This window comes from Pseudomonas sp. OA65 (assembly GCF_017498305.1).
Classification (GTDB): domain Bacteria; phylum Pseudomonadota; class Gammaproteobacteria; order Pseudomonadales; family Pseudomonadaceae; genus Aquipseudomonas; species Aquipseudomonas zanjanensis.
In genome coordinates, this window is record NZ_JAGDEZ010000010.1 from 1 (window position 1) to 23,149 (window position 23,149).

General features: G+C 61.6%; 16 protein-coding genes. 5 read left to right on the top strand and 11 right to left on the bottom strand.

Features of this window, described 5'->3' with window-relative positions; all coding sequences use genetic code 11:
- Window positions 1-162: 162 nt before the first annotated feature.
- Genes J3361_RS10760 through J3361_RS10770 form a run of 3 tightly spaced genes read right to left on the bottom strand, consistent with a single transcriptional unit; the run spans window position 163 to window position 1,648 of the window.
- A complete protein-coding gene (locus J3361_RS10760) occupies window positions 163-612 on the bottom strand; it encodes a YetF domain-containing protein (protein WP_207964463.1) in 450 nt (149 codons plus the stop codon).
- 7 nt (window positions 613-619) lie between these two features.
- On the bottom strand, window positions 620-1,138 hold the full coding sequence (locus J3361_RS10765) for a hypothetical protein (RefSeq protein ID WP_207964465.1): 519 nt from the start codon (window positions 1,136-1,138) through the stop codon (window positions 620-622).
- Window positions 1,139-1,147: 9 nt separating this feature from the next.
- Entirely contained in the window at window positions 1,148-1,648 is a 501-nt protein-coding gene (locus J3361_RS10770) for a CinA family protein (RefSeq protein ID WP_207964467.1), read from the bottom strand.
- Window positions 1,649-1,815: 167 nt separating this feature from the next.
- On the opposite strand from J3361_RS10770, the gene J3361_RS10775 reads away from it, so the two are divergent.
- Together J3361_RS10775 and J3361_RS10780 are read left to right on the top strand one after the other, a co-directional pair.
- Window positions 1,816-2,427 (top strand): Yip1 family protein, encoded by a 612-nt coding sequence (locus J3361_RS10775; RefSeq protein ID WP_207964469.1) that lies wholly within the window; start codon window positions 1,816-1,818, stop codon window positions 2,425-2,427.
- A gap of 151 nt (window positions 2,428-2,578) precedes the next feature.
- Window positions 2,579-6,724, top strand: coding sequence for a CheR family methyltransferase (locus J3361_RS10780; protein ID WP_207964471.1), 4,146 nt, complete (start codon window positions 2,579-2,581; stop codon window positions 6,722-6,724).
- A gap of 310 nt (window positions 6,725-7,034) precedes the next feature.
- On the opposite strand, the gene ligD is transcribed toward J3361_RS10780, so the two are convergent.
- Genes ligD through J3361_RS10800 form a run of 4 tightly spaced genes read right to left on the bottom strand, consistent with a single transcriptional unit; the run spans window position 7,035 to window position 13,191 of the window.
- Entirely contained in the window at window positions 7,035-9,650 is a 2,616-nt protein-coding gene (gene ligD / locus J3361_RS10785; RefSeq protein WP_207964473.1) for a DNA ligase D, read from the bottom strand.
- Window positions 9,647-10,810, bottom strand: coding sequence for a carboxylate-amine ligase (locus J3361_RS10790; protein WP_207964475.1), 1,164 nt, complete (start codon window positions 10,808-10,810; stop codon window positions 9,647-9,649). Before J3361_RS10790 ends, ligD begins: the two co-directional genes overlap by 4 nt.
- Window positions 10,782-11,795, bottom strand: coding sequence for a class I SAM-dependent methyltransferase (locus tag J3361_RS10795; protein WP_207964478.1), 1,014 nt, complete (start codon window positions 11,793-11,795; stop codon window positions 10,782-10,784). Before J3361_RS10795 ends, J3361_RS10790 begins: the two co-directional genes overlap by 29 nt.
- A gap of 10 nt (window positions 11,796-11,805) precedes the next feature.
- A complete protein-coding gene (locus J3361_RS10800; RefSeq protein WP_207964480.1) occupies window positions 11,806-13,191 on the bottom strand; it encodes an iron-containing redox enzyme family protein in 1,386 nt (461 codons plus the stop codon).
- Window positions 13,192-13,556: 365 nt separating this feature from the next.
- On the opposite strand from J3361_RS10800, the gene J3361_RS10805 reads away from it, so the two are divergent.
- The gene (locus J3361_RS10805; protein ID WP_207964482.1) at window positions 13,557-14,894 is read left to right on the top strand and encodes a cation:proton antiporter; all 1,338 of its coding nucleotides are present in this window, start codon (window positions 13,557-13,559) and stop codon (window positions 14,892-14,894) included.
- A gap of 218 nt (window positions 14,895-15,112) precedes the next feature.
- Here J3361_RS10805 and J3361_RS10810 read toward each other — a convergent pair whose 3' ends face one another.
- Entirely contained in the window at window positions 15,113-15,649 is a 537-nt protein-coding gene (locus tag J3361_RS10810; protein ID WP_207964484.1) for a hypothetical protein, read from the bottom strand.
- Window positions 15,650-15,802: 153 nt separating this feature from the next.
- On the opposite strand from J3361_RS10810, the gene J3361_RS10815 reads away from it, so the two are divergent.
- The gene (locus J3361_RS10815) at window positions 15,803-16,033 is read left to right on the top strand and encodes a hypothetical protein (protein WP_186706776.1); all 231 of its coding nucleotides are present in this window, start codon (window positions 15,803-15,805) and stop codon (window positions 16,031-16,033) included.
- A gap of 131 nt (window positions 16,034-16,164) precedes the next feature.
- Here the strand turns inward: J3361_RS10815 and J3361_RS10820 are convergent, their stop codons facing one another.
- The 3 genes from J3361_RS10820 to J3361_RS10830 all read right to left on the bottom strand — a co-directional run bounded on the left by J3361_RS10820 (window position 16,165) and on the right by J3361_RS10830 (window position 22,379).
- Entirely contained in the window at window positions 16,165-18,093 is a 1,929-nt protein-coding gene (locus J3361_RS10820; RefSeq protein ID WP_207964486.1) for a PAS domain-containing sensor histidine kinase, read from the bottom strand.
- A gap of 192 nt (window positions 18,094-18,285) precedes the next feature.
- Window positions 18,286-20,628 carry an ATP-dependent DNA helicase gene (locus J3361_RS10825; protein ID WP_207964488.1) on the bottom strand — a complete coding sequence of 781 codons (2,343 nt, stop codon included), beginning with the start codon at window positions 20,626-20,628 and terminating at the stop codon, window positions 18,286-18,288.
- The gene (locus tag J3361_RS10830) at window positions 20,625-22,379 is read right to left on the bottom strand and encodes a VRR-NUC domain-containing protein (protein WP_207964490.1); all 1,755 of its coding nucleotides are present in this window, start codon (window positions 22,377-22,379) and stop codon (window positions 20,625-20,627) included. Before J3361_RS10830 ends, J3361_RS10825 begins: the two co-directional genes overlap by 4 nt.
- Window positions 22,380-22,602: 223 nt before the next feature.
- On the opposite strand from J3361_RS10830, the gene J3361_RS10835 reads away from it, so the two are divergent.
- Window positions 22,603-22,827, top strand: coding sequence for a YgdI/YgdR family lipoprotein (locus tag J3361_RS10835; RefSeq protein WP_207964492.1), 225 nt, complete (start codon window positions 22,603-22,605; stop codon window positions 22,825-22,827).
- Window positions 22,828-23,149: the final 322 nt, after the last annotated feature.

Here is a 23,149-nt window from a genome sequence, read left to right on the forward strand (position 1 = left end):
GGGTGCGAACACGCCAGTGATAACTACGGCCTCTGTCCTGCGCGCACCTCCTATCTTAGGCCGAATAATTGTTTGCTGCGCGACAGCGCAGCGTCGAAGACGCGGCGGGGGCTCCCTCGCCACAAAAGCCCCCGTGCCACAAAAAGTGTCTAGCGACGTTGCTCAGGACGGCTCCTTGGCAATCACCGAAATCTTCCCGTTACGCTCGATAATCGCAAACTTGATTTGCTCCAGGGTCTCGATGCCTTGGCTGGAGCGCGCGGCCTCCATGATGTCCGCCTCGATCAACCGGGCATGGCGCATCCGACCACGGAGGATCCGCCCGTCCTCGACGATGATGGTCGGGCCTCCGTCGATCAGCCGGGAAACCCACTGCGAGCGCAACTTGAGCAATGAAAAGCCGACATCGATGGCAATCAGCGTCACGATCACCATCAGCGCGTTAGTCATCGAGAAGTCATCGCCCAACAGCGCCTGTTGCGTGGCCTCGCCGATGATCATCAATAACACTAAGTCGAACGTGGTGATCTCGGCCAGGGAACGCCGTCCGGCGATCTTGAACAACACCATCAATGCCGCGTACAACGCGGCGGCTCGCAGTACCGAATCCATAGGTCACCTAAGGAAATATGAACTGTTTGAAACTGACCGTGGCGCCGCCAGGGATGGCGATGCGGCTGTGATAGGTGCCGAAGCCTTCGCCAAGCAATGACAGATACAGGCTGGCCTGCCCTTGCTTATCCGCTTGGACCCAGAGCGTCATGCCCTGCCCCGCGCCCGCTGAGCGCATCGGTGGCGGTTGCAGCGCTTGCACCTCGAAACCTTCCAGCCAATCGCCGCCCAACGCCACTTCCAGCACGGCGTTGGGTTGGCCCTTGAGCCGGATGGTCATGGTGTTGGCCGAGCCGTTGCGGTGGAACGCCTGGTACTCAACGCCCAGGCTGCCGTCGCTGCTGTACAACTCCCGGTCGCTCAACGGCCCCCGGGAAAACAGGCCCAGCAAGGTCAGGACCACCAGCAGCACCAATACGTACCAGCCCACTCGCTCGAAACGCCAGACCTTGTGCTGGAAGACCATGTCTTCGCGCACCGGGAATTGGCGGCTGCGGTGGTCGTCCTGCTCGTCTTGATCGGTCATGGTCGCCTCCTATCGGCGCTCACCGGCCAGGGCGCGCCGGTGAAAGCTGGGCAATTGCTGCAACACGTATTCGGCGGCCCACAATTGCACCTGGCTGCGGTTGCCGAAGAACCGCTCGCGGCGACTGAACAAGGCGCGCTGGCCATTCACCTCGAACGCCCAGGCAAAACAGACGGTGCCGGCGGGTATACCGTCCTTATCCTCTGGCCCGAGCAGGCCGGTGGTCGCCACTGCTGCGTTGGCATTGGCATCGCGCAAGGCACCAAGCGCCATCTCCTCGGCGACTTCCCGACTGGTGAGGTTGAACGTCTCGATGGTGCGTGGGCTCACGCCGAGCAAGCGCTGCTTGGCTTCAGGGGAATACACCACATAGCCACTTTCGATCAGTGAACCACTGCCGGGCACCTCGGCCAGCAACGTGACAATCTGCCCGGCGGTGCAGGATTCGGCCGTGGTCAGGCGCAGGTCATGTTCGCGCAGATAATCAACCAGGGTTTGGGCAACAGTCATGGCAAACGGTCCTTCAGGGATGCTGATGGGTTGACCCCTGCCGTTTTGATTCATTCCCTTTATCGCACCGTCAGCCAGATCCTGGAAATAAATGAAACCCCTGTCTGTCGCCGTACCTCAAACCTACATGGGCCTCATGCAGAGGCCGTCCTGATCAGGAGGTCGTCATGTCTGCACCTTTCGTCAAACTGTTCACGCATCCTGAGTTCGCCTGGGCCGACATCCGCGAACAGGAACAGGCCCATCCACGCCATTACCTGGCTCACTTGCTGTTACTCGCGCTGATCCCTGCGGTGTGCCTGTTCATCGGCACCACCTGGACCGGTTGGAGCCTGGCGGAAAACGAAACGGTCCGGCTCAGCAGTGCCAGCGCGTTTCAATTGTGCGCCCTGCTGTACGTGACCATCGTGGTCGGCGTCACGCTGATGGGGCTGTTCATCCGCTGGATGTCCCGCACCTTCGAGGTGCGCCCCACCGTCAACCAATGCATCGGTTTCGCCGCCTATACGGCCACACCCTACTTTCTCGCCGGGATTTTCGGGTTGTATCCGAGCCGTTGGCTGGCCGTAGCGGTGCTGTTGCTGGCATCGGCCTACTCGACCTTCCTGCTGTCCGTCGGATTGCCCAAGTTCATGGGCCTCAAGAAAGAACAAGGCCTGCTGTACTCGGCAAGTGTCTGGGGCGTGGGTTTGCTGGTTCTGGTGACGATTCTGGTGGAAATGATCCTGCTCTGGTTCAACTACCTGCAGCCGGAATATCTGCGCGTGCCGGTGGGCTGAGGGTATTTTCGGGGCGCAGAATGCCAGTGACGGCGGCTTCGCAGTGCGCGGTCTTCGCAATCTACGTGCAACCGGACTATCCTGCGAGTTTTTGCCCCCTGAATTCGATGTGGCGGGACTGGATTGCCCCGCCCTTTAAGGCCAAGTATTTATGTCATCATCCAGCAAACGCTCTCCCAACGTGCCGCAGCGACGAGAGCTGAGCCCCAGTGACCTGAACTTCCCGGTGGTGGGAATCGGCGCTTCGGCGGGCGGTTTGCAGGCCATCAAGCAATTTTTCGAGCACATGCCCAAGGACAACGGCATGGCGTTCGTCATCGTTCTGCACCTGGCGCCCGATCATCAGAGCCTGGCCGGCAAGATCATCCAGGAAACCACCAAGATGCCGGTGCTGCAGGTCACCGATGCGGTGCCGATCCGCAAGAACCACGTCTATGTGATCTCTCCCGCCCAAAGCCTGCACATGAATGATGGCTATCTACATGTCACCCCGGCCGAACCGCGCCAGGGCGGGCACGTGGCCATCGACCTGTTTTTTCTTGACCTGGCGGACGTACATAAGGACCGGGCATTTTGCCTGGTGCTCTCGGGCACCGGCTCCGACGGCGCCGTGGGCCTGTCGAGGATCAAGGAGCAAGGTGGCGTAACCATCGCCCAATCCCCCACGGACGCCGAATTCGACGGCATGCCCCAGGCGGCCATCGATACCCAGATGGTCGATCTGGTGCTGCCAGTGGCGGAGATACCGCAGAAATTGCTGGAGCTGTGGAGCAACGCACAGGAAATCCGCCTGCCCACCGCCAATGACCCGGAAATCCACGCCCAGCAGCCCTCCTCGGAACGCGAGGTCGTCGCAGCCGAACAGTCGCTGATGGATATCCTGATGCAACTGCGTGCTGGCACCGGTCACGATTTCAAGCATTACAAGCGCGCCACGGTGCTGCGCCGTATCGAGCGACGAATGCAGGTCACCGCCCAGGCGGATTTGCCGTCCTACTACGCCTACCTGCAGAACCACCCGGATGAAACCAAGTCCTTGCTCGGCGACCTGCTGATCGGTGTCACCAACTTCTTCCGTGATCGTGAAGCCTTCGAGGCCCTGGAGCGGGACGTACTGCCCAGCCTGCTCAAACCTGTCGAGCCCGGCAGCGTGCCTCCGGACGAGGTACGCGTGTGGTCGGCAGGCTGTTCCACCGGTGAGGAGGCCTACACCTTGGCGATGCTGGTCAGCGATCAACTGGTGCACGACGCCAGTCCCGCCAAGCTGCAAGTGTTTGCTACCGACATCGACGAAAGAGCCATCACCGTTGGCCGTAGCGGCGCCTATCCGGAGGCGATCGTTACCGACGTGCCGCCGACCCGGTTGCGCCAGTATTTCCTCAAGGACGGCGCCAATTATCGTGTGCGCAAGGAAATCCGCGAGCGGGTGCTGTTCGCCAAGCACAACCTGCTGTCGGATCCGCCCTTCTCGCAGATCGACCTGATCGTCTGCCGCAACCTGCTGATCTACCTCGACCGCGAGGTCCAGCGCGAAATTCTGCAGATGTTCCACTTCGCCCTGCGACCAGGCGGCTATCTGTTCCTCGGTTCGTCGGAATCGGCCGATGCCTGCCATGAACTGTTTACCCCGGTGGACAAGCGCAACCGGATCTTTCGCAGCAAATACGGCACCGCCAGCAGCCGTCGCACACCGACCATGCCCCGCGGCGGCTACGTGCGCACGACGGCCTCGCCAACAACGCCCCTGGCACCACCGATACGCAAGGTTTCGTTTGCCGACATCCACCTGCGCGCCATCGAGCGCTCCGCGCCGCCGAGCATGATCGTCGATGCCAATGCCGATATCCTGCACATGTCCGAAAGCGCCGGCCGCTTCCTGCGCCATGTCGGCGGCGAGATGTCGCGCAATCTGCTGACGTTGATCAATCCGCAGTTGCGCCTGGAAATCCGCACCACGCTGTTCCAGGTCAACCAGAGTGGCCAGGCGGTCAAGTCGCGTCAGGTCAACCTTGAACGAGATGGCCGTCGGTTCCTGGTAGATCTGCTGGCCCAGCCCTATAGCGATGACCAGTCCGACGGTGACTTCGTATTGGTCGTTTTCGAAGAAGTGGAAGTCGACGCGACCGAACAGCTTGAATCCAACGCCAACCAGACCGAAAACCAAGTCCTCTCCAACCTTGAGCGGGAACTGCAACGCACCAAACTGCATCTGCAGGACACCATCGAGCAGGCCGAGGTCTCCAGCGAGGAACTCAAGGCCTCCAATGAGGAAATGCAGGCGATCAACGAAGAGCTGCGCTCGGCCACCGAAGAGTTGGAGACTAGCAAGGAAGAACTCCAGTCGATCAATGAAGAGCTGCTGACGGTTAATTACGAGCTCAAGACCAAGGTTGAAGAAACCGACAAGATCAACGACTACCTCACCAACCTGATCGCCTCCACCGACATCGCCACGGTGTTCGTCGACCGCAGCGTGCGCATCAAGTGGTTCACGCCAAGGGCCACGGAAATCTTCAGCATGCTGCCGGTGGACACCGGCCGCTCGCTGCTGGACATCACCCATCGCCTGGATTACGCCGACATGGCTTCGGACGCCACCCAGGTGTTCGAATCCTTGAACATGATCGAACGGGAAGTCAGCAGCAACGACGGCCGCTGGTACATCGCCCGGCTGCTGCCGTACCGCTCCAGCGAGGACCACATCGACGGCACGGTGTTGACCTTCATCGACATCAGCAAGCGTCGGGCGGCCGAGGAGGAACTGCGCCTGGGAGAAGAACGCATGCGACTGGTGGCCGAAAGCACCCGGGACTACGCGATCATCCTGCTGGATGAACACGGCGTGATCACCCGCTGGAACACGGGCGCCGAATTGATCTTCGGCCACTCCAAGGCCGAAGCCGAGGGCGCCTATTACGACTTCATCTTCTCGCCCCAGGACCGCGCCGACGGCGTGCCGGAAAACGAATTGAGGCTGGCCCGGACCAACGGGCGCAGCGAGGACGAGCGCTGGCACCTGCGCAAGGACGGCAGCCGCTTCTTCTGCAGTGGCGAGGTCACCTTGCTGCAAGGCACCCACCTGCAGGGCTACGTGAAAATCGCCCGCGACCTGACCGGCCACAAACGCCTGCATGAAGAACAGACCCAACGGCTGATGGAAACCCAGAACACCAGCCACCTGAAGGACGAGTTTTTCGCGGTCATGTCCCACGAACTCAAGCACCCGCTGAACCTCATCCAGCTCAACGCCGAACTGCTACGGCGCTTGCCGGTGACCAAGACCGTCAGCGCCGCGGCCAAGGCCGTCAACACCATCTGTGACGCCGTGACCAGCCAGGCGCGAATCATCGATGACTTGCTCGACGTGGCACGGGTGCGCACCGGCAAGCTCAAGCTCAAGCGCCAGGCGGTGGACCTGGGCCGGGTGCTCCAGGACATCTATACGGTGGTGATCAATGACAATCACCCGAACAAGGTGACCCTGGAACTGCCCGATGGGCCCGGCGCGCTGATCATTAACGCCGACCCGACCCGGTTGGAGCAGGTCATCTGGAACTTGGTGAACAATGCCCTGAAATTCACCCCCAACGGCGGGCGCGTGCAGTTGATCGCCAGCCAGGACGGCAGCATGGCGCGGCTGGACGTCAAGGACTCCGGCGTGGGCATCGAGGCCGAGCATTTGAACGAAGTATTCGACCTGTTCGGCCAGGCCGAGACGCAGCATGCGACCCATCAACGCGAAGGACTGGGCATCGGCCTGTCCCTGGTGCGGCAGTTGACCGAGGCCCATGGCGGCAGCGTGGAGGTCAAGTCCGATGGGTTGGGCAAGGGCTGCACGTTTACCATTCGCCTGCCGTTGAGCAAGGCGGAGGAGCCACAAGCCAAGCAAGCGCCCAGCAGTGAGCAATCCGGTCGCCTGAGCGGGCTGACCGTTCTACTGGTGGATGACTCTCCCGAAGTGCTGGACACCCTCAAACTGCTGTTGGAGATGGAAGACGCCCAGGTCCTCGCCTTCGACCTGCCGCAAGAGGCCTTGCAAAGTGCCCGGGACGCCCGTTTCGATGTGGTGATTTCTGACTTGGGCATGCCGGTGATGAACGGGCATGAGTTGATGCAGGCATTGCGCAAGTTGCCCCATGTCAAACACATTCCGGCCATTGCATTGACGGGGTACGGGGCGTCGGTGGATATGCAGAAGTCCCGGCAGTCGGGGTTTGATCAGCACATTGGCAAGCCGGTTTCCTATGATGAGCTGATTGATACGATTGAGCAGTTGTTGCGTTCGCAGGTTTATTGAGTCGGGCTGCGCTCTCAGGCAATAAAGATGTTGGATGTGCGGCCCCATCGCGAGCAAGCTCGCTCCCACAGATTTCACGGTGTACATGGACTTCGTGCCTGCTGAAGATCCAATGTGGGAGCGAGCCTGCTCGCGATCGCGGTGGTTCAGTCACATCGATGTTGGGCCTGCTGGCCTCTTCGCGAGCAGGCTCGCTCCCACAGGGGGCTGGGGGCACATGAATTGTGTGGCTGCCGAAAATCCAGTGTGGGAGCGAGCCTGCTCGCGATGGCGGGGGTTCAGTCACATGGATGTAACAGACCCCAATACCTTAAATCTTCCTCATACCAATACGCCTACGCATCTCAGCCGTAATACTCTGCCGGGTCTTCTTCAGCCCAGCCCAAGGCTCATGCCCCACCTCCGCCAGACGCTCATGCACATTGTGCACATTCCAAAGATTGGCCCCCTTGAGCTCAGCCACCTCCTCACGAAAAATCGGCACCGACACCGGCAGCCCTTCCCGAGTCCGGGCGGCATACGCGCAGATGGTGGTAGCCCCCAGCCCATTACGCAGGTAATCGATAAAGATCCGCCCCACCCGATTCTTCGGCCCGGACACCGCCGAAAACCGGTCCGGCAGCAACTTGGCCATATGACTGACAATCGCATGGCTAAACCCCTTCACCTCATCCCAACCCAGCTTGCGCGTCAACGGCACCACCACATGGATGCCCTTGCCGCCGCTGGTCTTGAGGAACGCCTTGAGCCCCAGCTCATCGAGCACCGATAACGTGAGTTGCGTCGCCTCGACCATGCTTTTCCAAGGCAGCGCCGGGTCCGGGTCAAGGTCGAGGACGAAGCGGTCGGGCTTGTCCAGGTCGACGGACGTGGCGTTCCAAGTGTGCAGTTCCACCGTACTCATCTGCACCGCGCCGATCAGCGCTTCGGCGTTATTGATGATCATCACCGGTTGCCCGGTCAGGTCCTTGTCCAGGCTGGTGATACCGGGAATCGCCAGGCGCTCGGGGTTCTTCTGGAAAAACAGCTCGCCGGCGATGCCTTCCGGCGCCCGGACCAGGGCCACCGGGCGCTCCGCCAGTTCCGGCAGGATAAATTCCGCCACGCTGGCGTAGTACTCGGCCAATTGCAGCTTGGTGGTGCCGCTGCTAGCGTCGATGACCCGGTCCGGGTGGGTGATACGCACTTTGCCGTCCATGGCCGGCGCCTTGGCTTTTGCCTTCGACTTGCCCTTGGCCGTCGTCGCTTCAGGCGCGTCCTGGGTGCTGGTTTTCTTCGTTGCGGTGGTTTTCTTCACGGGTTTGGCAAGCTCCTGGGTAATGGCCTCGGCCGGCTTGTCGTCGCGCAAGCCATGGAAAACCGCATGGCGCACCGAGCCTTCCTTGGTCATTTCGGCAAAAGCCACCTCGGCCAACAACGTCGGTTCGAGCCAGTGCACGCCCTTGGCTTCGTAGCCGGTGGGCGGATTCACCACGGCGGGCTTTTTCGTCTCCAGGGGCAACAGCTGCTGGTAGATGCTTTTAAGGGTGGTTTCGTTGAACCCGGTGCCGACCTTGCCGGCGTAGCGCAACTGGCCGCTGTCGGCATCGTGCAGCCCCAGCAGCAAGGCACCAAAGGCACTTCGCGCGCCCTTGGGATCGCTGAAGCCCACCACCACGAACTCCTGGCGATTCTTGCACTTGAGCTTGATCCAGTCATTGCTGCGCCTGGACACATAGGCACTGCCGACGCGCTTGCCGATCAGCCCTTCCATCCTCATCTGGCAGGCGCTGTTGAGCAGCGCATCGGGGGTTTCCTCAAACGCATCGGAAAACCGCAGCAAGGGGCTTTCGTTGGGCTCCAGTACCGCGGCCAAGGCGGCCCGGCGTTCTTGCACCGGCACTTTGCGCAAGTCCATGCCATTGAGATAAGGCATGTCGAACAGGTAATAGGCGATCTTGCCGCTGCTGCCGGCCTCGAAGGCATTTTGCAGGGCCTGGAAGTCCGGCACGCCCTCCTCGTTGGCCACCACCATCTCGCCGTCGAGCCAGGCCGATTCCAGCCCCAGCGCGGCCAAGGCCTCGGCCTGTCTTGGCAACTTGTGGGTCCAGTCATGGCCGTTGCGGGTCAGCAGCCTGACGTCGCCGTTTTCGATGCGTGCCATGACCCGGTAACCGTCGAACTTGATCTCATAGAGCCATTCGCCGTCGGGCGCGCTTTCCACCAGCGTGGCCAATTCCGGCTTGAGAGTTTCCGGCAGTGGCCCGGCAACTGCGCCGCTGAGGGTGGTTTTCGAGGTGCGCTTGGGTGATTTCGGCTGGGCGGCTTTTTCCGGTTTTTTCACCGCTTTGGCCGCTGCGGCCTTGCCTCGGCGCTTGGGCACGATGGTGCGATCGCTGAGCACGCTGTCCGGCTCGGCCTGGACCACATCGTATTCGCTCTCGGGGCGGGCCGCTTGGTCCTGGTGCTTGATCAGGAACCATTGCTCCTGCTTGCCGGGCATGTGGGTACGCACCAGGTTCCACAGGCCGCTGAGTTTTTCGCCTTGCAGCTCGAACTTGAGCCGGCCTTTGGCGTAGGCCTCGTGGGGATCCCCTTGGGGAATCCAGACACCCCGGTCCCAGACGATGACCTCGCCAGCTCCGTAGTGGCCTTCAGGGATGCTGCCCTCGAACGTCGCGTAATCCAGCGGATGATCCTCGACATGCACGGCCAGGCGCTTGGCCTTCGGGTCCAGGGAGGGTCCCTTGGGCACTGCCCAGCTCTTGAGCGCGCCGTCCAGTTCCAGCCGGAAGTCATAATGCAAGCGCGTGGCATCATGCTTCTGAATGCAGAACTGCAAGGCATGGGCGCTTTTTGCCGATTTTCGTGAGCGTTTCGCCGCCGGCTCCGGGGTGGCGGCGAAATCGCGCATGCGGTTGTAGTCATCCAGGGTCTTGCTACTCATGGTCCACCTGCCACTTGTTGCAGCGCTGGGTCGGCGACGGGCATCCCGGCGGTTTCCGCAAGCAATTGATCGACCACGCGGCTCAGGGCCTGTTCGACCGAATCGCCCAGTAGCAGGCCTTGTTCGTAGAGCACGATCTGCCGATCGGCGCTGGAGCCTTCCTGGACGATCCGGCGGGCCTGCTTGAACACGTCCTGAACGCCCAACTCGGCAGCGGTTTCACCGAAGGTCTGCTCCGCCAGGGTGAGCCATTCACCGATCAGCATCGGTTGCTCCTGCCCCTCGACGATAAACTCCGCGAGAATCCCGTGGCGCTTGGCCCGCCAGCGATTTTCCTTGAGGATCCACTGGGACATCTGACTGTAGTGGGCGCCGGGCCGGCGCAGCGTGACGGCATGGGCCACCATCAGGCGAAACAGCGAGACCAGGCACAGCACGTCCTCTGCCCGAGGGCAGGCATCGCAAATGCGCAGCTCCAGCGTGGGATAACGTGACGAAGGTCGTATCACCCACCAGCAATCGCTGGCCTGGCGAATGGAACCGGTGCGCATGAGCATGTCCACGTAGCCGGCAAACGCCGACTCATCTTCGAAATACTCCGGTACGCCCATGCGCGGCCATTCATCGCAAGCGACTTGTCGATAGCTGCTGAAACCACTGTTGCCGCCGTTCCAGAATGGCGACGAGGCGCTCAGGGCCAAGAACATTGGCAACCACGGCAGGATCTCATTCATCACCCGCACCCGGTCCTGGGTCGCGGGCACTTCCACGTGGACGTGCAGGCCCGAGAGCACGCTGCGCCGCGCCACCCGCTGATAGTCATCGAACAATTGCTGGAAATGCAGCTCATCGGTGGGCTGCAGCACCTGGGTGGCCATCGGATGCGAGCCCGCGCTGAGCAGGCCCAGGCCATGCTCGGCCAAGCGCTTGGTCAGGCCGCTGCGCACCTGGGCCAGGTAATCGGCCGCTTCGGGCAGGCTGCGAAAGATGGGCGAGGCCATCTCCACCTGGCATTGGAACATTTCATGGGCGAAATGCTTGCCCAGTTCGGCCTGGCACGCCGCGATCACTTGCGCGGGGGGGTCACCTGGCATGCAACGGGTTTGCAGATCAGTGATGAAATACTCCTCTTCAACGCCGAACTTCATGCGCCTGTTCATCGATAGTCCCTCCGTTAGCCCCGCCGAGACCTGCGCCAATGCGGGTTACAACCAACGCCACCACGGCGATCCTTTCCACGTCCTGATAACCCGGCGTGAGCAGTTCCTCACCGAACACATCCGGGTCCAATTCCTTGTAGGTCCAGCCGAAATCCGCCGAGTCACGCCATTGCCCCAGCGCTTCCAGGAACGGGTCGCGTCCGTCCACCATCGCCACGCCGGTGTAGAGCACCAGCGAGCCGCCTGGTGTAAGCCGGGGCAAGGCCTGCTCGACGATGCGCAGCGACAGCCCGGCGCCCAATGTTCCGCCACCGTGGCGATAGGCGCGCTCGGAGGGATCGGCCATGTACGGCGGGTTGGCGACGATCAGGTCGAAGTCGCCGACCACGTCTTGCAGCACGTCGCTGCGGCTGACCTCGACGTTGGCCACCTCCGCCAGCGCGGCGTTCACCGCGCACAGGCGCAGGGCTTGAGGGTTGATGTCCACGGCCAGCACTTGCGCTTCACGGCGGGCGCGGGCAATCACGATGGCACCGACACCGGCGCCGCAACCGATGTCCACGGCGCGCTGCACGGCGGTGAAGTTCTGCTGCAAATGAGTATGGATCAGTTGGGCGAAGCGGTAGCTGTCAGGACCGAAAAACACCGCATCATTGGCTTGGGTGGGAAATTGCGAATGGGCAAACAGCAAGCCATCCAGGCTTGACCAGCGCACCCGGCTATACAGCAAGCCATCACGTGCTTCCAGCACCTGGGCGTCTTGCAGTTGCCGCTGTTCATCGGCGCTGATCAGCCCCGGCGCAAACGGCCGCGACCAGCCGAACACGTCCCGCAAGGTCTTGGAACGCTCATTGCCGGGCCGCTGGTTGACCCGTTCGTGGGTCAGCGGCGTCGGGGTGATGAAACGGTAGCCGTCGGCTTGCAGGCGTCGGCCAAGTTGTAACAGCGCAAGGTCCGGTTCGGACAGGCGTGCTTCCTCAGTCATGCAGGGCTCCCTAGCGAAGTGCGGATTTGAGTTCGATGAACCGGCGAGTCGCCAACAGTCCGGCCGGATGGCTGTGGCAGCGAGCGCAAAGCCAGGGCATCAGGACCTGCATCTGCTCGTCCGGCGTGCGGCCTTGCAGGGCCTGTTGCAGACTTTGCACATCGGGATCGTCCGTCGGCGTCACGGGCTCACACACGGCGCCCGAACCACGCCGGGCAGCGGATTTCGCGCCCTCATCCCGCCAGTCACCGGCAATCCAGTCGTGCAGCAGTTGTTTTTCGTAGGGGCTGAACACCCCGAACATGGCCGCGCCTGGCCCGTCGATCAGTGTCCAGAAACGGCTGCTTTGCGGATCTTCATGACGCTTGATCCAGCCTTTGTTCTGCATCGCCGCCAGGAACCCTTGCAACTGGCCCGGTTCCGAAAGCCACTGGTTGACGGTCTTGCCTTCGAACTTGCAGTAATCGGAATGCATGTGCTGGCCGAACGGGCGTTTGCGCTCGAGCATCTCCAGCACTTCGCGATCCAGGTCGAACGCGCCGATGATGGCCCGGCTGCCCTGCCCCAGGTCGTTGAGGCGATAGCCCAGGGTAACTCGCTGCCAAAACGCTTCGCGGTCGGCTTCCATCGGCATCAGTTGCATCAGCGCCTGCACGGCCTTGTGGGCGTGGCCAGTGCTGGCGTTGTCGATGGTGACGTGGAGGGTGAAATAGTACGGATCGATATCCAGTTCGCTCAGCTCATAGGCACTGATCAACAAATGCAGGGGCAGTTGTTCGTAGCCCAGGTTGTAGCCGATCACCTCCGGCAGGTACTCGTCGCCGGCATAACCCAGGGCCAGTTGCACGGTGCCTTGCAGATACAGGTCATCGTCGATGTCCGGGGCGTCCGACAGGTCATGTTCGGCGAGCAACTTGCGATAGAGCACCACGTGGTTTTGCGCGGGATGACCATCCCCCAGCTCTTCCAGGTAGGTGCACAGCAACCCTTCGAAACGGTGGTCGTGCCAGTGCTTGAGCACGCCGTAGAGCCAGGCGCCGTCGACCCGTTTGGTCGGTGCAACGGCTTGCAGGAAATACAGGGCATGGGCCTTGTTGCTGAAGAACTCTCGCGGGCCGCCGCTTTTGCGCCGTTCCAGGTAATCCGCGTATTGCCGGGCGACGCCGGCGCTGTGGTGCTCGACCCAGGCCAATAGCGCCGCCGGGTCATCGGGCATCTCTTGGGGTAGCACCGCAGCCATCGCGATGCACTGCTGGAGGAACGCTTGTGCGACGGCTTGTTTGTCAGCGTCGTCGGGGCCCTGAAGCAGCCGTTCATAGCATTGGCGCACCTGGCCGTTATGGATGATAGGGCGCACGGTGGCAGGCTGGGATTGGAGGGGTGTCAGCGCAGTCATAAGGGCCTCTTGGGTTCTCGGCGGACGCTGAATCAGAACGTCTCTTCTGTTGCAGAGCGCTGGAAACGGCGAAAAATTCCCTTGAGTTGAACGGCAGGCGGATAAACGGGGCGGTGCGTAGATGATGGGAACCCTCGTTTCGCTTCAGCCCTCGAATGAGGGCAAGCGTGCCAATCCCAGCGAGTGAACACCCTTGTGGCGAGGGGATTTTTCTGTGGGAGCAAGGCTTGCCCGCGATAAAAACAACGCGGTCTCTCTGAAACTGAGGCGCCTGCGTCGCGAGCAAGCTTTGCTCCCACAGGGGGACGGTGCGACGTTTGCTAAATCCCCTCGCCACAAGGATGTTGCGCATCCAAGGAGCAACGATGACATTCACAGTATGGGTAGCGGTGCTCGGCGCGGTGTTGCTGACCCTGGCCCTGACCTCCTCTTATCTGCGCTGGATGCCGGTCACTACCTCGGCGATGTGTCTGGCGCTGGGCGTAGCTATCGGGCCGATGGGGTTGGACGTGCTGAAGCTGGACATCAGCGACTCGTCGGTCTGGATGGAGCACCTCACGGAAGTCGCGGTGGTGTTTTCGCTGTTCGTCAGCGGCCTCAAGTTGCGCCTGCCCCTCAACGACCGGACCTGGCGCGTGGCCTATGGGCTGGCCGGGCCGGTGATGATCCTGTGCATCGGCGGCCTGTGCCTGGCGCTGCACTATCTGTTGGGCCTGAGTTGGGGCGTGTCGATGCTGATCGGCGCGGTGCTGGCGCCCACCGACCCGGTGCTGGCGGCGCTGGTGCAAGTCAACGATGCCCGGGATGACGACCGGGTGCGGTTCGGCCTGTCGGGTGAAGCGGGACTGAACGACGGCACCGCGTTTCCCTTCGTGATCCTCGGTCTGTTGATGCTGCGTGAAGACGGCAGCGGTTTTCTCGGTGAATGGCTGCTGAGCGACGTCCTGTGGGCCGTGCCGGCCGGTCTGCTGGTTGGCTACTGGATGGGTCGCGGCATTGGCAGGCTGACCTTGTCGATGCGCATCAGGAATGCCGACAGCACCTTGTCGCCTAACGACTACCTGGCCCTGGCGCTGATTGCCCTGGCTTACGTCGTGGCCGAGTGGATCCAGGGCTACGGGTTTCTCTCGGTGTTCGCCGCCGGCCTGGGGTTGCGCCAGGCCGAGGTCAAATCCACCGATGAATCGGCCCCGCCCGCGGAACACTTGGTGCAACCGGTGGTGGGCCACGAAACCGTCGATCCCCAACAAGCTGTCGTGGGCGACACCGAGTCGCTGGACGACAGTCAATTGGCCGCCGGGGTCATGATGAGTGACATGCTGGCGTTCGGCAGCCTGGTGGAGCGATCAATGGAGGTGTTCCTGGTCACCTTGCTGGGTGTCGTGCTGGCCAACCACTGGGACTGGCGGGCGGTGGCGGTCGGCGCCCTGTTGTTTGTCGTGATTCGCCCGTTGAGTGTGCTGGTGGTGCCCTGGCGGCGATTGCTCGATGGCCATCAACGGCTGCTGATCGGCTGGTTTGGCATCCGCGGGATCGGCAGCCTGTTCTACCTGTTTTTCGCCTTGAACCATGACCTGCCGCCAGACGTGGCGCAACTGTGCATCAACCTCACCCTGTCGGTGGTGGCCTTGAGCATTCTGGTCCATGGGTTGAGCACCCAGCCCACGTTGGTGTGGTATGAGCGCCGTAAGCAGCCGAGGTGAGGCAGTGTGGCCGGGTTGAAGCACTATGGCAGGAGATGAATGCTGTTGTGGCGAGGGGATTTATCTGTGGGAGCAAGGCTTGCCCGCGATAAAAACAACGCGGTTTCTCTGGAACCGAGGCGCCTGCATCGCGAGCAAGCTTTGCTCCCACAGCGGGGCGGTGCGACGTTTCGCTAAATCCCCTCGCCACAATGATGTTTGTCCTCAAGAACGGGGGCTTAACCGCCAGGATCGCTCACTTGGATATAAACCGAATACGCCCCCAGCAACACCCAGAACGTGGCAAAGATCCACGGGGTACGCAGCGAAAACAGCAAGGACTTGCGGTACCCCTTGTGGGTCGATTCCCGCTCGCTGAACAACGGCGACTCGTCGTAGGCCAGGCCCATCAAGGGTTCGGCGCGCAACAGTTCGCTCTGCTTGAAATGCCAATGATCGATGATCTCGTAGGCGGCCTTGATGCCCGGCCAGGCGTTGAGGGAACTCAGGAAGCCCAGCAAAGCCAGGAATGGCGGCACGATCAATGTGAACAACTTGCCCCACTCCGGGTTCAGGTTGGCCATGCAGGAGGCAAAGGCGATCACCAGGAAGGATTGGGCGGCCAGGTAAGCATCGGTTCGATTGGCCAGGATACTGGTTTCGTATTGGATCTCCCGACGATAGAAATCCAGTCGCTCCTTGGGCGAGCCGAACAATTTGGCGTTGTGTTCCGTCAGTTCTTCGTCCGGGGTGGGCCCGGTGAGTATTCTGGGCATTGCGCAGGCTGTGCCTCGGTGATGATTCGGACACATTAGAAGAGCCCGGCGCACGGCAAGTTCAAGCCAATGGACCACAGGTGCCGCGAAATCCGAGGAAACGCTGCCCAACGGCAACGGTCTCTAGTGCGTAAGGGCAAGAGGACTGTTTGCGTGGATTATCTTGGATGGGTGCAATGGCCAGCGATGCTCGTGACGGTGCTGGCCGCCTGGCTGATCGGCTCTCGCCAACCCCGACGTCGGGTGGCGGGCTTCAGTTGTTTTATCGCGAGCAATATTTTGTGGGTGATTTGGGGTTTGCATACGGATGCGTATGCGCTGATCGTGTTGCAGTTTTGCCTGTGTGCGATGAATTTGCGCGGGTTCAAGAAGAACACCGAATAGGCGAATGCGGCTGCTCTTGTGGCGAGGGAGCTTGCTCCCGCTCGGGCGCGTAGCGCTCGCTTGCTTTTGGGGCCGCTTCGCAGCCCAGCGGGAGCAAGCTCCCTCGCCACTGGAGACGAATACCTTCCTGGCTATTTCATCGTCTGCCCAATGATCTGCATCAAATCGATCTGCTTGAACGGCTTGATCAGCCGAGGCAGTTGCGCGGCGAAACCTTCCAGACGTTCGGCATAACCGGTGGCCAGGATGATGGGCAGGGTCGGTTGGCGGTCGCGCAACAATTTCGCCAACTGCGCGCCGTCCATCTGCGGCATGGCCATGTCGGTGATCACCAGGTCGATGTCCAGGTTGCGCTCATACAGTTCCAGCGCCTGGGCCCCCGACGGCGCGCAAAGGACTCGGTGCCCCAGGTCTTCGATCAACAGGCGCGTGCTGGTCAGCACCAGGCTGTCGTCGTCGACCACCAGCACTTTCAATTCATGGACCGGCGGCGCCACTTCCTCGACCGCCGCTTTACCAGGCGCCGCATCGCCGGCCACTGGCAACCACAGTTCGGCAGTGGTACCGACACCTTTCTGGCTTTTGAGTGTCAGGCGGCCACCCAGCTGTTCCGCCAAGCCATGCACCATCGACAACCCAAGACCGGTGCCCTTGCCGACGCCTTTGGTGGTGAAGAACGGATCCACGGCCGAAGCCAGGGTGGCCTCGTCCATGCCTTCGCCCTCATCGGTTATCGTCAGGCAAATGAAGCGCCCGGGGGCCATCGGCTTGTCCGGGGTGGCATCAGCCCCTTGCCGCTCATCGGCGGCGATGATGATCTGGCCGCCATGGGGCATGGCGTCCCGGGCATTGGTCGCCAGGTTGAGAATCGCCAGCTCCAGTTGGTTGACATCCGCCAGCACCGGCGACAGCGCCTCGGCGAAACGGGTCTGGATGTGTATCGACGGCCCCAGAGAGCTTTGCAGCAGGCCGCTGATGCCCTGCACCAGGGCCGCCAGCTCGACCGATTCGTAGGTCAGCTTCTGCCGACGGGCAAACGCCAGCATGCGTTGGGTCAACGAAACCCCGCGCAGCGCGCCCTGGGTCGCGTTGTCCAGCAATTGAGTGAGTTTCGGCTCGCCGGGCATGCGCTTGCGCACGATTTCCAGGTTGCCAAGGATCACGGTCAACAGATTATTGAAATCATGGGCAATGCCACCGGTGAGTTGGCCGATGGCTTGCAACTTCTGGGATTGGAACAGTGCCTCGCGGGCCTGCTCGAGGGCCTGCTGGGCCTGGGTGGCATCGGTGATGTCGCGGGTGATCTTGGCAAACCCCAACAGCGTGCCGGTATCGCTGCGAATCGCATCGATGACCACGTGGGCCATGAATCGCGTGCCATCCTTGCGCATGCGCCAGCCTTTTTTCTCGAAACGTCCTTCGCTGGCAGCGATGCTCAACGCCCGCTGCGGCTCGCCGGCATTGCGATCCTCGGGGGTGTAGAACATCGAGAAATGCCGACCGATGGCTTCCACCGGCAGATACCCCTTGATCCGCTGTGCTCCCTGGTTCCAATTGGTGACCTGGCCTTCCGGGTCGAGCATGTAGATGGCGTAGTCGGTGACGCTTTGCACCAGCAGGCGGAATTGCTGCTCGCTTTGCTTGAGGGTTTCCTCGGCCATTTTGCGGTCGGTCAGGTCGCGGGTGATCTTGGCGAAACCGAGCAAGGTGCCGCTCTGGCTGTCGATGATCGGATCGATCACCACATGGGACCAGAACAGCGTGCCGTCCTTGCGCACTCGCCAGCCCTCGCCTTCGAAACGTCCCTCGCGCACGGCCGTGTCCAGCGCCCGTTGCGGCAGGCCGGCGGCGCGGTCCTGGTCGGTGTAGAAGCGGGAGAAATGCTGGCCCAGGATCTCGGCTTCCTCGTAGCCTTTGAAACGCCTGGCACCGGAGTTCCAGCTGGTGATGATGCCCGAAGGGTCGGTCATGTAGATGGCGTAGTCGACCACCGCGTCGATGAGCAGGCGAAAGCGCTGTTCCTCATTGATGAGCGGGGTCTTGGGGGCGTTCTCAAGCATCTGGCCGGGGCATCCGTGTGGATTTTTTGCGGATTATGGAACAAGTCTGGCGTCAGGAAAAACTATTGAGCCTAGGAGGTGAAGGGGCCGCTACGCAGCCCGGCGGGAGCAAGCTCCCTCGCCATGGGATCCAGACCGTCTTAAGTGAACAGCGTTGCCTGTGGGAGCGGGCTTGCTCGCGAAAGCGGTGGGTCAGTCTACATTGACGCCAAATGGACCGACGCCTTCGCGAGCAAGCCCGCTCCCACAAGGGAATTTGTGTGTTTCCGTCTTGACCGACCACCAGCGCGGCAACAGTTGCTGCACCCTGGCCTCGCCGAATCGATCGTCGATCAGCATCACCACCCCACGATCCTGTTGGGTACGGATGACCCGGCCGGCCGCCTGTACGACTTTTTGCAGCCCCGGATACAGGTAGGTGTAATCGTAGCCGTCGCCAAAAATCGCCGCCATGCGTTGTTTCATCTGCTCATTGACCGGGTTGAACTGCGCCAGCCCCAAAGTGGCGATGAACGCGCCAATCAGGCGTGAGCCCGGCAAGTCGATGCCCTCCCCGAACGCCCCGCCCAGCACCGCAAAGCCAATACCCTGGCTGTGCTCCATGAACCGCTCGAGAAACGCCTGCCGAGGGGCTTCGCCCATGCCCCGCGATTGCGTCCAGAGGTCAATCCGTGGGTATCGCTCGGCAAACAGCCCGGCCACTTGCTGCAAGTAATCGAAGCTGCTGAAAAAAGCCAGGTAGTTGCCCGGGCGTTCGCTGAACTGGCGGGCCATCAACGTGACGATCGGCTCCAGGGACGCCTGGCGATGGGCAAAACGCGTGGAGATGCGGCTGACGACCTGTACGTCCAACTGTTCGGCCTTGAACGGCGACTCCACATCGATCCACACCGTGTCGCCCGGCGTCCCCAGCAAATCCGCGTAGTAATGCCGAGGGCTCAGGGTCGCCGAGAACAGCACGGTGCTGCGGGCCGCCGTCAGCCTGGGCCGCAGGAACGCCGCCGGCACCACATTGCGCAGGCACAGCGTCGAAAGGCTGCGCTGGCGGCCGAGCTCACGCTTGTGGATGTCGAACAGGAAGTGCTCGTCGAAGGTTTCTGCCACCCGGCCGAACTGCAAGGCGTCGAAGTAAAACGCCTGCAGTGCGCTGTCCAGGCCCTGGGGATGATCGTTGAGGTAATCGCCAATGGCGGTGGTACAGGTGGCCAAGGCCTGGAGCAGTTTTTCCGGAAGTTTTTCATAGGCCTGGTAGGCCGCCACCTGGGGCGCATGCAAAGCGTTCCACTGGCGATTGACCCGTTCCAGGGATTTCTTCAGCGCTTCGGGGGCGGTCTTGCGCACGCCGCTCAACGTAGCCTGGTCGAGGGTCGCGCTGTACATCTGCCGTCCACGCTCAACCAGGTTATGGGCCTCGTCCACCAGGGTCGCGATAGTCCAGTTATTGGCCTGGGCCAGGCCAAAGAGCAAGGCACTGAAGTCGAAGTAATAGTTGTAGTCGGCGACCACCACGTCGGTCCAACGGGCCATTTCCTGGCTGAGGTAATACGGGCATACCTCATGGGCCAGGGCAATCTCGCGCAACGCCGCCTGATCGAGCATGGCGACCCGACTCGCCGCTGCCCGGGCGCCCGGCAGGCGGTCATAGAACCCACGGGCCAGCGGGCAGGATTCGCCATGGCAGGCTTTGTCCGGGTGCTCGCAGGCCTTGTCCCGGGCGATCATTTCCAACACCCGCAACGGCATCGACGGCGCGCTGTCGGTGATCACGCGTGCCGCATCCAGGGCCAATTTTCGTCCTGGGGTTTTCGCCGTGAGGAAGTAGACCTTGTCCAGTTGCTGTGGCGCCAGGGCCTTGAGCATCGGGAACAAGGTGCCAACGGTCTTGCCGATGCCGGTGGGCGCCTGGGCCATCAGGCAGCGGCCGGTGCTGACCGCCTTGAATACCGATTCGGCCAAGTGCCGTTGCCCCGGCCTGAAACCCGCATGGGGAAATACCAGCGCCTGGGCGCCGAGGTTACGCGCCTGTCGATGGGCCATTTCCTGCTCGGCCCAGGCCAGGAACGACGCGCATTGTTCCTCGAAGAAAATTTGCAGTTGTCGTGCCTCGAAGCGTTGCGCGAAGCGGGTTTCCTTTTCGCTGACGATGTCGAAATACACCAGGGCCACGTCGATGTGCGTCAGTTGCAGCTTCTGGCACATCAGCCAGCCATAGATTTTTGCCTGGGCCCAATGCAACTGGCGATGGTTGGCCGGCTGTTTGCTCAGGTCGCCCCGGTAGGTCTTCACTTCTTCAAGGAATTGGCAGGCCGGGTCATAGCCGTCGGCCCGGCCTTTGACTTTCAGTGTCTGGAACTGACCTTCCAGGGCCACCTCAGCCTGATACCCCTCGCTGCGCCGCGAAGCGACGGTGCGGTGGCCGGCAATGCCTTCCAGGGCCGTCGGCGACGGCGTGAAGCGCAGGTCCAGGTCACCCACCTTGGCGGTGAACTCACACAGTGCTCGCACGGCGATGCTGTAGCTCTGCGCCGGAGTCATGGGGCCCCATCGCGAGCAGGCTCGCTCCCACAGGGGATCGGTGGTGCATCCCCCTGCTCATTCCCACAAGGTTCACCCCCTGTAGGAGCGAGCTCGCTCGCGATGGCGGACTCCGCCCATTGCACATAACAGACAGCGACGGGCATCTGGTGCTCATGACAGAACTCCAGCCAGCGCAGTTGGTTATCTTGCAGGCGATCGCCGGGGCCTTTGACTTCGATCATGCGGTAGGCCTTGTGCTGCGGCCAGAACTGGATCAAGTCCGGCATCCCGGCACGGTTGGCCTTGATGTCGAGCAGCAGGCGCTGGAACCAGTGTTTGAGGTGTTCGGCCGGCAGGCAATCGAGGGCCTGCTCCAGCAAGGATTCGGACAACGCGCCCCAGAATACGAACGGCGATTGCACGCCCCATTTTTCGAGGTAACGGCGGCCGATGGTCCGCCGATAGCGACCATCGTCCAACTCCGCCAGGCAGGCCGCGAACGACTCGGCGCGACGGGCATGGAAGTCTTCGTTGAGCAGGTCCACCGGCCCGCGCTGGAACGGGTGGAAAAACGCGCCCGGCAACGGTGCGAAAATCGCCGGCCAGCACAACAGGCCGAACAGCGAATTGATCAGGCTGTTCTCGACGTAATGCACCGGCGCGGTTTCGTCGTGTAAATGCGCCTGGACGTGGTACTCCACCGACAAGGCCGGATCGACGCGCGGCAGGAGCAGGTCCAGGCGCTCCACCTCCCGGGCGATTGTCCGTGGCACTGGCGGGCCGCCCAGCTTGCGCCGCAGGCGAGGCAAAATTCGCAGCAACGCCTGGGTTTCGGCGGCGCTTTGCGGTGCCTGCGCCGCCGCCTCACCCAGTTCAAGGGCCAAGGCATATTCGCCCATGCGCTCCAGCACCCGGATCCTCCGCAGCCGCGCGCCTGGGTAGGTGCAATCGCGATAGATGCACAAGGCCAAGGCGAAATCGCCGATGCGCTCGCCGTACTGGCCGATCTGGAACAACAACTTGCCCCGGCGCCGTTCCAGCCATGGATTATCCAGGGACAGGTCGTTGACTTGGGCGACGATCTCCTCCGCGGGCTCGCCGGCTTCGAAGCGCTGCTGGCAATCGTGGAGGAACAGGCAGGCATCGACGTCTTCGCGGCTGCGCAAGCCCCGTGACTCGGTGCTGAATTCGACGGTTTCGTAGGTGAAGATGCCCAGGTCCGCCAGGACGAATTCCGACCAATCCTGGTAAAGATTGCCGAAGAACATCAAGCGCAGCCTGTCGCACAGGTTCATGATCGTCAGGCTGTACAGCCGATCATCGAGCTGCGGACACCAGGCACGGAACGGCCGAGGTGGGCTGGATTGATCCGCCAGGGCCTGGAGCCAGTCGGTCTTTTTGGCCTTGGGGTGTTCGATCAAGTGGCCCAGGCACTGGAGGATCTCCGCCTTGAGCAACACCTCGAACAGTTCGACGAGCCCGACCGGGGCCTGTTCCTCGACCCAACCCAGCGCCAGCAAAGGCTCGACGGCGACGCCAATGTCGCCGATTTCCGAGTAGTTCAGCTTGTTATGACGGAACCGCAACCCTTTGCGCATCACCATCCGCACCAGCAAGCCCTGGGACGCACGGGGTAGCACCGCGAAATCGGCGATGAAGCGCTGCTCTGCGCGGCTGAGCACATCGGCATAACGCTGGGTCAACCACGCGAGCACTTGCTGGAAGTTGTTCAAGTAGTAAAACGGATCGTCGAGAGAGCGGGCTGCCACGGAAAGAAACGCCAAGGATGTCGAGGTACTGGTTATGCATACAGATAACAGCTGTAAACCCGCCAGGCAACCGCAAAAGATGAACGGTCTCCTATATTTAAGGTGAAATCCTTCAGCTAGCGATGAACTTTCCTACAACAAGCGAGACCAATGGCGGTTAGCTAATGTGATGGCGCGGTCGAATCAGCTGCTCCGTGTCCTTTGGATTTGAGAGGTTATGGTTATGAACATGAAGTTTGTGGGCCTGCCCCTGGTTGCCGTGGCATTTCTGGCGCTGGCTGGCTGCGCGTCGCCCACTGTAGTGACTTTGCAGAACGGCACCCAGTATTTGACCAAGGACACCCCCAACACCCGCACCGTCGATGGTTTCTATGAGTTCGAGGATATTTCCGGCAGACAAGTCCGGGTCCGCGCCGATGATGTGGCCACCATTCGCAAGGAAGACTGATTCCAGGGATTCGCCTGGTAGGCCGCCATCGCGAGCAGGCTCGCTCCCACAGGTCTGGTGGTGAACACAAATCCTGCATATACCCATAATCCACTGTGGGAGCGGGCTTGCTCGCGAAGGGGCCTGTACATCCAACATCACCGTCAACTGACACACCGCTTTCGCGAGCAAGCCCGCTCCCACAAGACGAGCCGCTGGTGAACACAAATCCTGCATATACCCATAATCCACTGTGGGAGCGGGCTTGCTCGCGAAGGGGCCTGTACATCCAACATCACCGTCAACTGACACACCGCTTTCGCGAGCAAGCCCGCTCCCACAA

Excerpts from the sequence above, each read along its gene's own strand:
- J3361_RS10760 (WP_207964463.1), bottom strand. The coding sequence starts at position 612 with ATGGATTCGGTACTGCGAGCCGCCGCGTTGTACGCGGCATTGATGGTG.
- J3361_RS10765 (WP_207964465.1), bottom strand. The coding sequence starts at position 1,138 with ATGACCGATCAAGACGAGCAGGACGACCACCGCAGCCGCCAATTCCCG.
- J3361_RS10770 (WP_207964467.1), bottom strand. The coding sequence starts at position 1,648 with ATGACTGTTGCCCAAACCCTGGTTGATTATCTGCGCGAACATGACCTG.
- J3361_RS10775 (WP_207964469.1), top strand. The coding sequence starts at position 1,816 with ATGTCTGCACCTTTCGTCAAACTGTTCACGCATCCTGAGTTCGCCTGG.
- J3361_RS10780 (WP_207964471.1), top strand. The coding sequence starts at position 2,579 with ATGTCATCATCCAGCAAACGCTCTCCCAACGTGCCGCAGCGACGAGAG.
- ligD (WP_207964473.1), bottom strand. The coding sequence starts at position 9,650 with ATGAGTAGCAAGACCCTGGATGACTACAACCGCATGCGCGATTTCGCC.
- J3361_RS10790 (WP_207964475.1), bottom strand. The coding sequence starts at position 10,810 with ATGAACAGGCGCATGAAGTTCGGCGTTGAAGAGGAGTATTTCATCACT.
- J3361_RS10795 (WP_207964478.1), bottom strand. The coding sequence starts at position 11,795 with ATGACTGAGGAAGCACGCCTGTCCGAACCGGACCTTGCGCTGTTACAA.
- J3361_RS10800 (WP_207964480.1), bottom strand. The coding sequence starts at position 13,191 with ATGACTGCGCTGACACCCCTCCAATCCCAGCCTGCCACCGTGCGCCCT.
- J3361_RS10805 (WP_207964482.1), top strand. The coding sequence starts at position 13,557 with ATGACATTCACAGTATGGGTAGCGGTGCTCGGCGCGGTGTTGCTGACC.
- J3361_RS10810 (WP_207964484.1), bottom strand. The coding sequence starts at position 15,649 with ATGCCCAGAATACTCACCGGGCCCACCCCGGACGAAGAACTGACGGAA.
- J3361_RS10820 (WP_207964486.1), bottom strand. The coding sequence starts at position 18,093 with ATGCTTGAGAACGCCCCCAAGACCCCGCTCATCAATGAGGAACAGCGC.
- J3361_RS10825 (WP_207964488.1), bottom strand. The coding sequence starts at position 20,628 with ATGACTCCGGCGCAGAGCTACAGCATCGCCGTGCGAGCACTGTGTGAG.
- J3361_RS10835 (WP_207964492.1), top strand. The coding sequence starts at position 22,603 with ATGAACATGAAGTTTGTGGGCCTGCCCCTGGTTGCCGTGGCATTTCTG.